Below are 13102 nucleotides of genomic sequence, written 5' to 3' on the forward strand. Positions count from 1 at the left end.
GCCTGTGACGACTCCCGGATTCCGTCCCACGCACGTGGTCCCGCAGAACGGGATGCCCGCCTGGGAGGCCCCCGACCCGTCCCGGCCCACGGTGGACCTGGACCCCCTGCTGCCGGTGCAGCTGCTGGAGCGGCAGGGCGACTGGGGGCATGTGCTGTGCTTCAACGGCTGGTCGGCCTGGGTCGACGGCCGCCGCCTGGTCGCCGTACCGCAGGATCCGCCCGCCGCGGACGGGCCGCTCACCCGCAGCGCCGATCCGCGTCCGCTGCTGAGCCGGACGCAGGAGGCCCTGGCGCGCTACCGGTCCGCGGTCGAGGACCTCGCGGGCGGTTCGGACCTCGAGTCCTTCCAGGCCCGCACCCACGGACTGCGGATCGGCGTCGTCGTCGAGGGCGAGTCCGTGTGGCTCTACGACGCCGCGCACGGGCACTGGGTGTACGCCGACGGCACCCGGGCGACCACGTACGCGACGGACGAGACACCCCGCTCCGACCCCGTGCCCCACCCGGCCCCGGCACGCACGCCGACCCGGGTCGTCCCCGCGGAGGCCGTCGAGAAGCCGCCCCGGGCCGACCGACCGACCCCTCCGGCCGAGACACCGCCCACCCGGGCCGCACCACCGGATCCCCGTCGGGCCGCGTCTCGAGAGGCGCCGGAGCCGACGCGGGTGGTGTCGCCGGAGTCGTCGGAGTCCCCTCGGGCCGTGCCCAGTGAGGCTCCCGAGGCCACGCGGTTCGTGCCTCCCGCGGCTCCCGACCCCACGCGGGTGGTGTCACCCGAGGCTCCTGAGCCCCTAAGGGCCGGGTCTCCTCAGGCCCAAGAGCCGCCACAGGTCGCGTCTCCCGAGACCCCCCAGCACACACGGGCCGTGTCTCCTGAAGCGCCGGAACCGACGCGGGGCGTGTCTGAGGCGCCGCCCACGCGGGTCGTGTCCCCCGAGGGGGACGGCGAGGCGGCTCCGGACGAAGAGGCCGGCGGGGCGCCCGAGGCGCCGCCCACTCGGGTCGTGGGGGCCGAGCCCACACGGATCGTGTCGCCCGAGGGTGACGTCCGTTGAGCCGCGAGGCGAGTCTGTTCTCGGGGCGGCCCTCCGAGCTGGTCGGGCAGCAGATCGCCGGGTACCGGATCGAGCAGGAGATCGGGCGCGGCGGCATGGCCGTGGTCTACCGGGCCCGGGACCTGCGTCTGGAGCGCACCGTCGCGCTCAAGCTGCTCGCCCCGGAGCTCGCCCGCAACGACACCTTCCGGCGCCGCTTCACCCACGAGTCCCGGGCCGCCGCCGCGATCGACCACCCGCACATCGTGCCGGTCTTCGAGGCGGGCGAGACGGACGGCGTGCTGTACATCGCGATGCGGTTCGTCGCCGGCAGCGACCTGCGTCATCTCCTGGACCGGGAGGGCCCGTTGCCGCCCGCCACCGCCGTACGCGTCGCAGCCCAGGTCGCCTCCGCGCTCGACGCCGCCCACGAGCACGGACTGGTGCACCGGGACGTCAAGCCCGGCAACATCCTGGTCTCCGGGGGCACCGACAGCGACCACCCCGAGCACGTCTACCTCACCGACTTCGGCCTGACCAAGAAGTCGCTGTCGCTGACCGGCTTCACCACGGTCGGCCAGTTCGTCGGCACGCTCGACTACGTCGCCCCCGAGCAGATCTCCGGCAAGCCGGTCGACGCCCGCTGCGACGTGTACGGCTTCGCCTGTGTCGTCTTCGAGATCCTCACCGGCCACCCGCCCTTCCTCCGGGACGACGACATGGCCCTGCTCTGGGCCCACCAGTACGACGACCCGCCGCCGCTGACCGAGTCCCGGCCCGACCTCCCGCCGCAGCTGGACCCGGTGTTCGCCAAGGCCCTCGCCAAGCGTCCCGACGACCGCTACCCCTCCTGTCTCACGTTCGTCGCCGCCCTGCGTGTCGCGACGGCCGGTGTCGGATCCGGCGCCGAGCCCGCCCCCGCCCGGATGGGCCGGCCGCCGGGGGAGGAGAGGCCGAAGCCGCCCCCGCGCTGGGCCGAACCGGTCTTCGTGGAGCGGACGTAGAGCAGCGGGCGCGGGGCAGCCCGTGGCCCGGGCGTCAGCCGGACTGCTCGGCGCGCACCTCACCCCGGCGCCGCACGTGTCGCGCCGACAGCGCCCCGGCGAACCCGGTCACCAGCCCCCACGGGACGGCCAGGCCCACGGCTCCCCACATCCGGGGCCTGAGGAACAACTCGCCCGCGAGGCCGCCGCCCAGGTCGCCGATGCCGAGCACGGACAGGCCGAAGTGCGCGGAGATGCGTCCGACCAGGCAGATCATGAACACCGTCAGTCCGAGCGCCACCGCCATGTGCACGGCGTGCTGCCAGGCCCGAACCCGGGCCGGTGACCGGGCCGCCATCACGAACGCGGCGGCGACCAGCAGCACCACGTCGACGACCAGCAGCCACCACACCCTGCCGTCGTGCTCGGAGAGCGTCCGCAGGTTCAGCTCGGAGATGTCCGGGGTGCGCAGCACCTCGTCGAGCACATGCGGCATCGGCAGCCCGAACGGCCCCTCCACCCGGCCGTTCCAGGTTGCGCCGAGTCCGATGGTCAGCGCCAGCCACACCAGGTTGGGCATGCCGAGCAGGATCACGGCGAACGTCTCCGCCGTGTGCCCCCGTGTCGCCGCGACGACCAGGGCGACGACCACGCCGATGACGACGCAGGCGAGCAGCAGCGCGACCATCGCGTAGGCGGCCGGCCGCACCGAGGCCTGGAAGCGCAGCAGCCCGGCCGGCAACGGGGCGCCGCGCGACACCAGCAGGGCCAGCACCAGCACACCGGCCAGCCACACCACGCCGACGAACACGGACAGCGGTACGTCGGTGGTGAAACCGACCTTCGGTGAGGCGCCGAACAGATCGCCCAGTTCGCCCAGGTCGTCGTTCCCGAGGGAGATGTCGAACGTGTGGCGGGCGGCGAGGGTCAGACCGATCAGCGCGAGCAGCCACAGGGCCGCGATCCTGGCGGCCCAGCCGGCCAGCTCCGCCGTGCCGGCGACCGCGCGGTGCCGCAGGGGCCGCAGGAAGCCCCAGGCGATCACCAACGCCCCGGTGAGCGTGACGGACAGGGGGATGACGGTCAGTCCCGCCTGCGTGTCGGCGAGGTCGCCCGCGCTTCCGGAGAGCTTCACGGTGCCCCCGACGGCGGTGACCACGGTCGCCGCGACGACCGGTGCGAACGCGCCGTCCGGGAGGTCCGCCGCCCCGGCCGCCCACAGGCCCAGCGCGGACACCACCGCCATGGCGAGCAGCCCGCCCACCACCGTGACGAGGGCATGCGCCCAGCCGTGGCGGGCGACGGCCCGCGCGCCGGAGGTGCGTGCCGGACCGGAGGAGGTGCGCGAACTCACGCTGCCACGCTAAGCAGCACCCACGCCGGACGCCCGTCGGGAGGTCTGTCCGCGTCGGCTTGCGAGCCGTACGGGACTGGGGCACAAAAGAACTCGTAGTGAAAAAAAGGAGGATATGCCGGGATGTGTCGTCCGGCTGTGCAGGTCACCGAGAACTCGCGTGGGAAGAAGAGCTCGTGAGCGTCGAACCGCCGTCGTCCGGCCGTCCCACAGGACCCCCGTCGGGCCCGCTGTCGGGCCCCTCCCAGCCGCCCTCGGGAGGCGGGCCGCCCTCCGAGCCGCCGAGCGGGGGAGGGCAGGAGCCGGAGCCCCGCCGCCCCTGGTGGGGGTCGGTACCCCGCCTGGCGCTGATCGCCACCGCCGTCGTGGCCGCCGTGATCCTGGCCGTGGTGCTCAGCCGGCCCGACGGCGGCGGCACCGGCGCGTCCGACGGCGGTACCAGCACCTCCGAGGGCGAGGTCTTCCTCCAGCCCGCGGCCGACACCGGCCCGGACCCGTTCACCGAGTCCACGGCGAAGGAGAGCACGGCCTCACCGGTCTCGCCCTCGCCCGCCGAGCCGGCCACGCAGAACGCCGTCCAGGGCGTCCAGGGCGGAGCGCCCGGCCTGTACGGCGGCACCCGCAACGTCGCCAGCTGTGACGTGGAGAAGCAGATCACGTACTTCCAGGGGGCTCCGGACAAGCAGCGGGCGTTCGCCTCCGTCGCCCGCGTCGACCCGCCCGACGTCCCCGCCTACCTGCGCTCGCTCACGCCCGTCGTGCTGCGCATCGACACGCGCGTCACCAACCACGGCTACAGCGACGGCCGCGCGACCGGCTACCAGGCCGTTCTCCAGGCCGGCACGGCCGTCCTCGTCGACGACCGCGGCGTGCCCCGGGTGCGCTGCGCGTGCGGCAATCCGCTGTCCGCGCCGGTCGCCCAGCAGAGCGCGCCGAAGACGACCGGGGACGCGTGGCCGGGGTACCAGCCGTCGAACGTCGTCGCGGTCACGCCCGCTCCCAAGCCGGTCGACGTCTTCATCATGTGCGAGCCCGACGGCGAGTGGTTCAAGCGGCACAAGGGCGACACGGGCAAGAAGGACCGCAAGACCGACAAGCCCGACAAGCCCTCGCCGTCGGTGAGCGTCACCACGCCGACGTCGCCGCCGACCGACACGGCCTCGACGGAGCCTCCCACGAGCGAACCGCCCTCCTCGGACACGGGGACGTCGCAGCAGCCGCCCTCCTCGGACACGGGGACGTCGTCGCAGCCGCCACCGCCACCGCCCGGGGACACCACCGAGGGCGACACGACGGACCAGCCCCCGGCCTCCTGACCCGGCCCGAATCGCCCGGGGCTCACCCGGCACGGACCACCAGGGCGTAGTCGCCGAGACCGAGCAGGCGATCGGCCGGGAGGTCGCCGTGGGCCGTGCGGATCGCCTCGATACGGCCGGTCTCCGGTTCGAACACGACGTCCTGGACCGTGCCGAGCCCGTCGCCCGTCTCGGTGAGGATCCTGACGCCCGGCAGCTCGTGGTGCGGCGGCACCTCGGACGGGGCGGTGGCCGAGCGGACGAGCACGGTGTCCGGGCCGATGGCGTGCAGGGCACCCCAGGCCAGCACGGACTCCTTGCGGGAGTGCCTGCGGCGCACCCGGACGTGGGTGACCACACCGGCCGGGGCGTCGACCGTCAGGGCTTTGAGGACGCCGATCTCCTCCGCCTCGGTCAGCGTCCGGACCGGCAGCCCCCGGGCCTGCGAGAACAACATCATGGCGGTGTCCCCTCTTGTCCCTCGTGCCCGTCGTGGAAGGCACCGACCCGGGCGGCGAAGGCCGGCAGGTCGTCGGCCGCGTAGTGGAGGGCGTCCGCCGGGATCACCAGCGTCCGGCCGGAGGCCGCGAGCGCCTCGCCGCGTGGCACGTACACCCGGTGCCGGCGCCGCCCGGAGCCCTGTGCCAGCGCCTTGCCCGCGGAGATCCGGAAGCCCACGACCCGGCCGCTGGTGCCGCCCTCGACGACGACGTCGAGCACCGTGCCCACCTCGGCGCCCTCGTCGGTCAGCACCCTCGCGTGCAGCACCCGGCCCTGCTGGGCGGCCCGGCGTGCCACCGCGACGGGCGTGTCCGCCAGGTCACTGACGTCGACGATCATGACCGCGTCATGGCCCAGAGAGTGCACGGCCGTCCAGGGCAGGCTCTGCTTCGGCGGGCCCGACAGCAGTCCCCGGCCGCTGAGCGTGAAGCCGGTGACCCGTGCGGCGGCGGTGTCGAAGACGGTGTCCTTGACCTGGGCGACGGCGTCACCGCCCAGGGTGACCACCGGCAGGGTCGTCAGGCTCCGTGCCGCCCTCAGCTCGTTCATCGCACGACCTCCCCACCGGGCGGGCCCGTACCGCGATGACCGTCCCCGGCCGTCCGTACGCACGGCGCCGGACCCCGTTTCTACCGGGTGCCCCGCGGACAGGGGACAATGCCGGGGGCACCGGACGGGCCGAAGACCTGTCAGGACTGCGAAGCCCGGCTCGGGGTACGAGCACTGTGCAGAGCGTCCGGCCAGTCCGGCTTCCCAGAGAGAAACAATGATCGACCACCTGGACGGGGCAGTGATACCGACTGGTTTCGACGTGCCCGTGGAACCGCTGAGGCGGGCGGCACACTACACCGGCGAGCAGGGCTGCATCGCCGAGGCGCGGTCCTTCGCCGCGCTCTTCCTCGACCAGCTCAGGACCGAGTGGTGCGCGCGCATCGACGACCGGGCCGGTGGGGCGGTGCAGCTCGTCGTGAGCGAGCTGGTCACCAACGCCGACCGGCACAGCAACGGGCCGTACATCCTTGAGCTCGTCGGCACGGACACCGCCGTGACGGTGTCGGTCTACGACAGCAGCTCCGCTCTGCCGCGTATCTTCCCCCGCAACCCCGAGCGGGTCGGGCGGCACGGCCTGGAGATCGTCCACGCGCTCGCGGAGCAGGTCAGCGTGGAACGGGTACCGGTGGGCAAGCGGGTGCGCGCCGTGCTGCCGCTCGCCGGCGAAACCGATCACTGAACCGTCCGCCGACGCCCCCCCGGAGCCGACTCAGCGGCGGGTGCCGACATAGAGGCGGGTGCCGTCCCACTCCCGCGCGTGGGGGACGGCACCCGCTGGTCGCCGGCCGCGTCAGGCGCAGCCCAGCTCGCCCAGCATGCCCTCGCGCAGCCGCGTGATGATCCGCTTGATCAGACGGGAGACGTGCATCTGCGAGCAGCCCAGCCGCTCCCCGATCTCCGCCTGTGTGGCCTCCTCCACGAACCGCATGTGGAGGATCTGCCGGTCCCGCTCGCTGAGCTCCGCCATCAGCGGGGCGAGCGAGTGGAAGTCCTCGACGAGCCGCAGCCCGTCCTCCTCCACGCCGATGAAGTCGGCCAGGACCGCCTCGCCGCCCTCCGGGCCGTCGCCGGTGAGCGCGGCGTCCAGCGACGACGAGTTGTACCCGTTGGCGGCGATCTGCCCCTCGACGACCTCCTTCTCGGAGATGTTCATCAGGGTGGCGAGCTCGGTGACCGTCGGTTCGCGGTCCAGCCGGCTGGCGAGTTCCTCGCGGGCCTTGGCCAGCTCCACCCGCAGTTCCTGGAGCCGCCGCGGCACGTGCACCGCCCACGTCGTGTCCCGGAAGAACCGCTTGATCTCACCGACGATGTACGGCAGCGCGAACGAGGTGAACTCGACCTCGCGCGACAGCTCGAACCGGTCGATGGCCTTGATCAGACCGATCATCCCGGTCTGGACGATGTCCTCCATGTCGTCGCCGCGGCCCCGGAACCGGCCGGCCGCGAACCGCACGAGCGACATGTTCATCTCGATCAGGGTGTTGCGCGCGTACTGGTACTCGTGCGTGCCCTCTTCGAGTTCCGTCAGGCGCTGGAAGAACTGACGGGACAGCTCCCGGGCGTCCCGTGGAGCCACGGACCGCGGGTCCACGACTCCCGGCAGCGCTCCGTCACCCGTGCCGGCCTCCGCGTTCCCTTCGACGACCTGTGCCTGCGACCGGATCACGGCGGCCTCCATTACCTCTCCCCTGAATGTCACGGCGGACATCTGCCTAGGTCCCTCCGGGTTGCGGGTACCCGGTTCCGTGCCACACATGCGCGGCCGCTGCGGATCCGGGACCGGGCATGGCCGATGACGGGCCGGCGGGGCAGTGGCGGACAGACCGCACGGCGGAGCCAGGTCTCCCAACGCCGCCCGGAGAACGGCTCGTTCGGCGATTCCACCCAGAGCGGAACGCCGTCCCCTTCCCCTGGCGACCACGCCTCCTAGGCTGGAGAAGTGAGCAACCACGTGCCGAACGAAGCCCGCGTCATCCCCCTGCGCCCGTCCGGCGCGCGTCCCCAGGCCGCCCGTCCGGCCACCGCTCCGCCACGCCACGGGCCGCCGCCTCCCGCCGCGAAGGAGCCCCTGTGGCGCGACCTGGTCGGTGACGTGCTGCGGCGCGAACGCCTGGCGCAGGAGCGCACGTTGAAGGACGTCGCCGACGCGGCCCGGATCTCCATGCCCTATCTGTCGGAGGTGGAGCGCGGCCGCAAGGAGGCCTCCTCGGAGGTCCTCGCGGCCGCCGCCCACGCCCTCGGACTGGGCCTCGGCGATCTGCTGTCCAGGGCGCAGGGCGAACTGACCCGCGTCACTTCGCGGTACACGGGCGGCAGCCGCCGCGGAGCGTCCACCTCGTCGCTCGACGGACTGTGCATGGCCGCCTGAGCCCGGTGGGCCGGCCGGCGTCTCAGACCCGCACGAGACGCCGGCTGAGCACCTCGTCGGCCAGGCCGTAACTCACGGCCTCCTGCGCGGTGAACACCTTGTCGCGGTCCATGTCGGCCCGCAGGGTCGCCACGTCGTGGTGGGTGTGCCGGGACAGCACCTCCTCCACCTGGGAGCGGATCCGCACCATCTCCTTGGCCTGCAGTGCCAGGTCGGAGACCATGCCGCGCTGCCCGCCGGTCGCCGGCTGGCCGAGCAGCACGCGCGCGTGCTCCAGCACGAACCGCCGCCCGGGGTCCCCGCCGGCCAGCAGCACCGCCGCGGTGGAGGCCGCCTGTCCGACGCAGCACGTCGAGATCGGCGTCCGTACGTACGACATCGTGTCGTAGATGGCCATCAGGGAGGTGAACGAGCCGCCGGGGGAGTTGATGTAGACCGAGATCTCGCTCTCCGGCGCCGACGACTCCAGATGGAGGAGCTGCGCGATGACGACGTTGGCGACGCCGTCGTCGATCTCGGTGCCGAGGAAGATGATCCGCTCGTTGAGCAGCCGGCTGAAGACGTCGAAGGACCGCTCGCCCTGCGGGGTGCGCTCGATGACGTTCGGAATCGTGTAGCTCCCCATCACTGCAGCCCCATCCTGCGTCGCGTCGTTGCGGGGCGGACGTCATCGAGGGATTCCACGACCCGGTCCACCATGCCGTACTCCCTGGCCTCCTCGGCCGTGAACCAGCGGTCCCGGTCACCGTCCCGGGAGATCGTCTCCGGGCTCTGGCCGGTGTGCTCGGCGGTGATCCGCTCTATGGTCCGTTTGGTGAACTCCAGGTTCTCCGCCTGGATCTCGATGTCGGCGGTGGTGCCGCCGATGCCCGCCGACGGCTGGTGCATCATGATCCGCGCGTTCGGCAGGGCGTAGCGCTTGCCCGGCGCGCCGACGCTGAGCAGGAACTGGCCCATGCTGGCGGCGAAGCCCATCGCCAGCGTGGAGACGTCGTTCGGGATGAGCCGCATCGTGTCGTAGATGGCGAGCCCCGCGTGCACGGCCCCACCGGGGCTGTTGATGTACAGGCTGATGTCGGTGCGCGGGTCCTCCGCGGACAGGATCAGCAGCTGGGCGCAGACCCGGTTCGCGGAGACCTCGTCCACCTGCGTGCCCAGCAGCACGATGCGCTGCGCGAGCAGCTGGGCGGCCAGATGGTCGTCGAACCGGGTCGGAGGGGTGTCGCCCTCCTCCGCCCGCGGGGCGAGTGTCGTGAGTGGAGTCATGGGTTCTCCTCGTCGTGGCAGAAGGGCCGCGGACGTGCCGCGGACGTGCCGTCGACTCCACTCTTGACCTCGGACGATGCCCGCCGACCGTTTCTCTGCCCTCGGCAGATCCGCTCCCGGCAGAGCCCGCGCCCGTACCGCCGGGCTCAGCCCGTCTCGCGCAACTCCCGGAAGAACGCCCGCACATCACCACGCCGTACGCCCGTCCCGTGCCGGGCAGCTCGTCCGGCCGGAGAAAATATCACCCGCCCGGCCGATGAGTTTCCCGGTGTGGACCGGTCGACACAGATGACAGTGATCCACGCTCCAGGAGGTACTCATGGCATCCGACGGTTTCACCACGTGTCTCTGGTTCGACGGCCAGGCCGAGGAGGCCGCCCACTTCTACGTCTCGGTCTTCAAGAACTCCAGCATCGGAAAGACCGCCCGCTACCCCGAGGGTGCGCCCCAGCCCGCCGGCAGCGTGATGACCGTAGAGTTCACGGCCAACGGCCACAGGTTCCTCGGACTCAACGGCGGCCCCGAGTTCAAGTTCACCGAGGCGGTCTCCTTCATGATCTTCTGCGAGAACCAGGAGGAGATCGACTACTACTGGGCCAAGCTCACCGAGAACGGCGGCGAGCCCGGCCCCTGCGGCTGGCTCAAGGACCGGTACGGCGTGTCCTGGCAGGTCGTCCCCGACCGGCTCGACGCCATGATCACCGACCCGGACCCGGCGAAGGCGGCCCGGGTGACCCAGGCGTTCATGGCGATGAGCAAGTTCGACATCGCGGCCCTGGACAAGGCGTACGCCGGCGAGTGACGCGCCCCGGACGGGGGCGGGAACCCCTGCCCCTACCGGGACTCGGCCAGGATCTCGCCGATCACATGCCGCGAGTTCTCCGCGACAGGCGGGTTGGTCTCCCAGTAGTACGGCAGTGCGATGACCGCGATCCGCAGGGCCCAGCCCCGGCCTCGCGCCCACTCGGCCTCGCCCGCGCCCACGGCCTCGCGGAAGACGCCGCGCGCCTCGGCGGGCAGCAGACACCAGGCGCTGATGAGGTCGACGGCGGGATCGCCCACCCCCACCGTGCCGTAGTCGATCACGGCGGTCAGCCGTCCGCCGCTGACCAGCAGGTTCCCGGCCATCAGATCGCCGTGCGCCCAGACCGGCGGCCCGGCGTGCTCCGGGGTGCGCAGGGCCTGTTCCCAGAGGTCCGTCACGGCCGCGGTGTCGATCCGCCCCGCCAGCTGGGCGAGCGCCTCACGCACGAACCGGTCCTGCGTCGCCAGGGGCACACCCCGCGACCCGACCGGGCCCTTGGCCGCGTCGATCCGGCGCAGGGCGGTGACGTACGCCCCCAGGTCCTCGGCGAGCAGTCCGGGTTTCTCCAGCGTGCCGGGCACCGGGTTGCGGCCGTCCAGCCAGCCGTACACGGCCCAGGGCCACGGGAAGCCGTCGTCGGGCTCACCGCGCCCGAGAGGCCGGGGCGCGGCGGCGGGCAGCTCCGGTGCCAGCCGGGGCAGCCAGCGCAGTTCGTGTGTGATGGCCTCGACGGCGCGGGGGTGCCGGGGGAGCCGTACGACCTTGTCCGCACCGAGGCGGAACATGGCGTTCTCCGTCCCGGAGGACTCCAGGCGCCGCAGGGGCAGCCCTGCCCACCGCGGGAACCGTCCCGCGATCAGCCGGCCGACGAGCGAGACGTCGATGTCCACTTCGTCCTCATGCATTCGCACCGCGCACATGGCGTCATTCGAGCGGTCAACTCGCCGACTGTCGAATGGTTTTCACGATCTCCCGGGCGATGCGCAGGATGCCGGGGGAGCGGACCGGGCAGGGTTTCGGCGTGGACGTCGTGGGCGCCAGGCAGAAGTGCAGGTAGTCGTCGTCCCGGTGCAGGGCCGTCCGGTCGCGGGACGGCTGGGTGCAGTAGTCGGGATGGGCCCGCTCGTAGGCGGTACACGGAAGGTACTGCGTCCAGGCGTAGCGGTCCGAGCCCGGACTGACCGCTCTTCCGGCGTCGGCGACCACGCCGCCCGTCGTGGCGGCCAGCCGCTCGTACAGTCCGTTCACCCGGCGCACCCGGTCGGGCGTGATCGGGTCCGGGCCCTGGAGCACCCACACGATCCGCGGCCGGTGGGAGCCGCCGGCCGCCGCGATCTGCTCGACGAGCCTGCGCGCGTCGGCCTCGTACCGCTTGAAGTACCGCTCCCGCGCGCCGTCGTACGTGATCCCGTCCATGCACCAGGTGAAGTCCCAGGCGTTGCCCCAGAACTGCAGCACCACGAAGTCCGGACGCAGCGACCGCACCAGCGCCGCCGCCTTGTCCCGGGCCGGGACGAGGGACCGCTCGGCCGTGCCCTCCAGGTAGTCGCACAGGGTGGTGCCCGAGTAGGGGGCGCTCGTGTACTTCGCGCGCAGGTCCCGGCGCAGCTCCTGGCCGAGGACCTTCTGGTTCTCCATGGCGAGCGAGTCGCCGAGGTACAGCACGGTGGGCGCCTTCTGGGGGGCCCGGGAACTGGGGGAGGCGGGGGCCCGTTGATGCGTGGTCGCGGACACGTCCGGAGCGGACGGCGGGGGAGTCCCGGGCCCGGACGACGGATCGCCGCACGCGCCGAGCAGTAATCCCGCCACCAGCACCCCCACGATCCACGGTCTGCGCATACGGCAACTCCCGCCCCGGGCCGGTGAAACGGCTCACCAGGCAAGCACAGCCGGACCCCGAGGGGAAGACACTTCACGTCACGTCGTTCACCAGCACCGCCGCCCCGTCGAACCGCCCGGCCTTGAGATCCGCGAGCGCCGCCACGGCCCGCGACAGCGGATACGGATGCGTGGTCGCGCGCACGCCGTACCTCGCCGCGAGGGTCAGGAACTCGCGGCCGTCCGCGCGCGTGTTGGAGGCGACGCTGCGCAACTCCTTCTCGTAGAAGAGCTCGCTCTCGTAGTGCAGGGGAGGCGTGTCGGTGAGGTGGATGCCGGCGACGGCCAGGACGCCGCCGCGGTCCAGGGCGCGCAGGGCGACCGGGACCAGATCGCCGGCGGGAGCGAACAGGATCGCGCTGTCCAGCGGCTCCGGCGGCCTGGCGTACGCGTCCTGCGCGGAGGCCGCGCCCAGCTCCAGCGCCAGCCGCCGGGCGGCCGCACCGCGCGTCATGACGTGCACGGTGGCGCCCTCGGCGAGCGCCACCTGCGCGCACAGATGGGCGCTGCCACCGAAGCCGTACAGCCCGAGCCGTCCGCCGGGCGGCAGCCCGGCCCGCCGCAGCGCCCGGTGGCCGATGATGCCCGCGCACAGGAGGGGAGCCAGGGCCACGTCCGGCACGCCGTCCGGCAGCCGGTAGGCGAACGCCGCCGGCACCGTCGTGTACTCCGCGTAGCCGCCGTCGGCGTGCCAGCCCGTGTACGCGGAGCGGGGGCACAGGTTCTCCGCGCCGCGCGCGCAGTACGCGCAGCTGCCGTCGGTGCGGCGCAGCCAGGCCACACCGACGCGGTCGCCCGGCGCGAAGCCGCGCACCGCCGCGCCCGCCCCGGTCACCACCCCGACGACCTCGTGACCGGGCGTGACGCCCACCCGGCGCACGGGCAGGTCGCCCTCCACGACGTGCAGGTCGGTGCGGCACACACCGCAGGCGCGCACCCGCACCAGCAGCTCGTCGTCCGCGGGCACCGGCACCGGCTTTTCGACCAGCCGCAGTGCCCCCTCCTCGACCGGGCCCGGCCGCACCACCGACCACGCGCGCATCGTCCCGTCCACCATGCCGCCG

15 protein-coding genes are annotated in these 13102 nt (G+C 72.9%); 6 read left to right on the forward strand and 9 right to left on the reverse strand.

Translation table 11 applies throughout. The features are described from left to right. Window positions 1-4 precede the first annotated feature (4 nt). Both QF034_RS41685 and QF034_RS39515 read left to right on the forward strand, forming a co-directional pair. The gene (locus QF034_RS41685; protein ID WP_370880918.1) at window positions 5-1057 is read left to right on the forward strand and encodes a hypothetical protein; all 1053 of its coding nucleotides are present in this window, start codon (window positions 5-7) and stop codon (window positions 1055-1057) included. Continuing rightward, a complete protein-coding gene (locus QF034_RS39515; RefSeq protein ID WP_307179456.1) occupies window positions 1054-2040 on the forward strand; it encodes a serine/threonine-protein kinase in 987 nt (328 codons plus the stop codon). The genes QF034_RS41685 and QF034_RS39515 overlap by 4 nt, the downstream gene beginning before the upstream one ends. Before the next feature lie 34 nt (window positions 2041-2074). Here the strand turns inward: QF034_RS39515 and QF034_RS39520 are convergent, their stop codons facing one another. Beyond that, window positions 2075-3373 carry a streptophobe family protein gene (locus QF034_RS39520; RefSeq protein ID WP_307179457.1) on the reverse strand — a complete coding sequence of 433 codons (1299 nt, stop codon included), beginning with the start codon at window positions 3371-3373 and terminating at the stop codon, window positions 2075-2077. 176 nt (window positions 3374-3549) lie between these two features. On the opposite strand from QF034_RS39520, the gene QF034_RS39525 reads away from it, so the two are divergent. Continuing rightward, window positions 3550-4689, forward strand: coding sequence for a DUF6777 domain-containing protein (locus tag QF034_RS39525; protein ID WP_307179458.1), 1140 nt, complete (start codon window positions 3550-3552; stop codon window positions 4687-4689). Window positions 4690-4711: 22 nt separating this feature from the next. Here QF034_RS39525 and QF034_RS39530 read toward each other — a convergent pair whose 3' ends face one another. Both QF034_RS39530 and QF034_RS39535 read right to left on the reverse strand, forming a co-directional pair. Continuing rightward, window positions 4712-5128 carry a PRC-barrel domain-containing protein gene (locus QF034_RS39530; protein ID WP_307179459.1) on the reverse strand — a complete coding sequence of 139 codons (417 nt, stop codon included), beginning with the start codon at window positions 5126-5128 and terminating at the stop codon, window positions 4712-4714. Continuing rightward, entirely contained in the window at window positions 5125-5718 is a 594-nt protein-coding gene (locus QF034_RS39535) for a PRC-barrel domain-containing protein (protein ID WP_307179460.1), read from the reverse strand. The genes QF034_RS39530 and QF034_RS39535 overlap by 4 nt, the downstream gene beginning before the upstream one ends. 217 nt (window positions 5719-5935) lie before the next feature. Between QF034_RS39535 and QF034_RS39540 the strand changes: the two genes are divergently transcribed. Further along, window positions 5936-6400 carry an ATP-binding protein gene (locus QF034_RS39540; protein ID WP_307179461.1) on the forward strand — a complete coding sequence of 155 codons (465 nt, stop codon included), beginning with the start codon at window positions 5936-5938 and terminating at the stop codon, window positions 6398-6400. 111 nt (window positions 6401-6511) lie between these two features. Here QF034_RS39540 and QF034_RS39545 read toward each other — a convergent pair whose 3' ends face one another. Further along, window positions 6512-7399, reverse strand: a complete 888-nt coding sequence (locus tag QF034_RS39545) for an RNA polymerase sigma factor SigF (protein WP_307179462.1) — start codon at window positions 7397-7399, stop codon at window positions 6512-6514. 261 nt (window positions 7400-7660) lie between these two features. Between QF034_RS39545 and QF034_RS39550 the strand changes: the two genes are divergently transcribed. Further along, window positions 7661-8089 carry a helix-turn-helix domain-containing protein gene (locus QF034_RS39550; RefSeq protein ID WP_307179463.1) on the forward strand — a complete coding sequence of 143 codons (429 nt, stop codon included), beginning with the start codon at window positions 7661-7663 and terminating at the stop codon, window positions 8087-8089. A gap of 22 nt (window positions 8090-8111) precedes the next feature. Here QF034_RS39550 and QF034_RS39555 read toward each other — a convergent pair whose 3' ends face one another. Both QF034_RS39555 and QF034_RS39560 read right to left on the reverse strand, forming a co-directional pair. After that, a complete protein-coding gene (locus QF034_RS39555) occupies window positions 8112-8714 on the reverse strand; it encodes a ClpP family protease (RefSeq protein WP_307179464.1) in 603 nt (200 codons plus the stop codon). Continuing rightward, a complete protein-coding gene (locus QF034_RS39560) occupies window positions 8714-9355 on the reverse strand; it encodes an ATP-dependent Clp protease proteolytic subunit (protein ID WP_307179465.1) in 642 nt (213 codons plus the stop codon). Before QF034_RS39560 ends, QF034_RS39555 begins: the two co-directional genes overlap by 1 nt. A gap of 319 nt (window positions 9356-9674) precedes the next feature. Between QF034_RS39560 and QF034_RS39565 the strand changes: the two genes are divergently transcribed. Beyond that, window positions 9675-10157 carry a VOC family protein gene (locus QF034_RS39565; protein WP_307179466.1) on the forward strand — a complete coding sequence of 161 codons (483 nt, stop codon included), beginning with the start codon at window positions 9675-9677 and terminating at the stop codon, window positions 10155-10157. A 32-nt stretch (window positions 10158-10189) separates the two neighbouring features. On the opposite strand, the gene QF034_RS39570 is transcribed toward QF034_RS39565, so the two are convergent. The 3 genes from QF034_RS39570 to QF034_RS39580 all read right to left on the reverse strand — a co-directional run bounded on the left by QF034_RS39570 (window position 10190) and on the right by QF034_RS39580 (window position 13080). Further along, the gene (locus QF034_RS39570) at window positions 10190-11065 is read right to left on the reverse strand and encodes an aminoglycoside phosphotransferase family protein (RefSeq protein ID WP_307179467.1); all 876 of its coding nucleotides are present in this window, start codon (window positions 11063-11065) and stop codon (window positions 10190-10192) included. A 31-nt stretch (window positions 11066-11096) separates the two neighbouring features. Further along, complete coding sequence (locus QF034_RS39575; RefSeq protein ID WP_307179468.1) at window positions 11097-11999, reverse strand: SGNH/GDSL hydrolase family protein; 903 nt, start codon at window positions 11997-11999, stop codon at window positions 11097-11099. A 73-nt stretch (window positions 12000-12072) separates the two neighbouring features. After that, window positions 12073-13080 carry a zinc-binding alcohol dehydrogenase family protein gene (locus tag QF034_RS39580; RefSeq protein ID WP_307180090.1) on the reverse strand — a complete coding sequence of 336 codons (1008 nt, stop codon included), beginning with the start codon at window positions 13078-13080 and terminating at the stop codon, window positions 12073-12075. Between the last annotated feature and the right edge of the window lie 22 nt (window positions 13081-13102).

Origin of the sequence: Streptomyces africanus, assembly GCF_030816955.1 — a bacterium.
Classification (GTDB): Bacteria; Actinomycetota; Actinomycetes; order Streptomycetales; family Streptomycetaceae; genus Streptomyces; species Streptomyces africanus.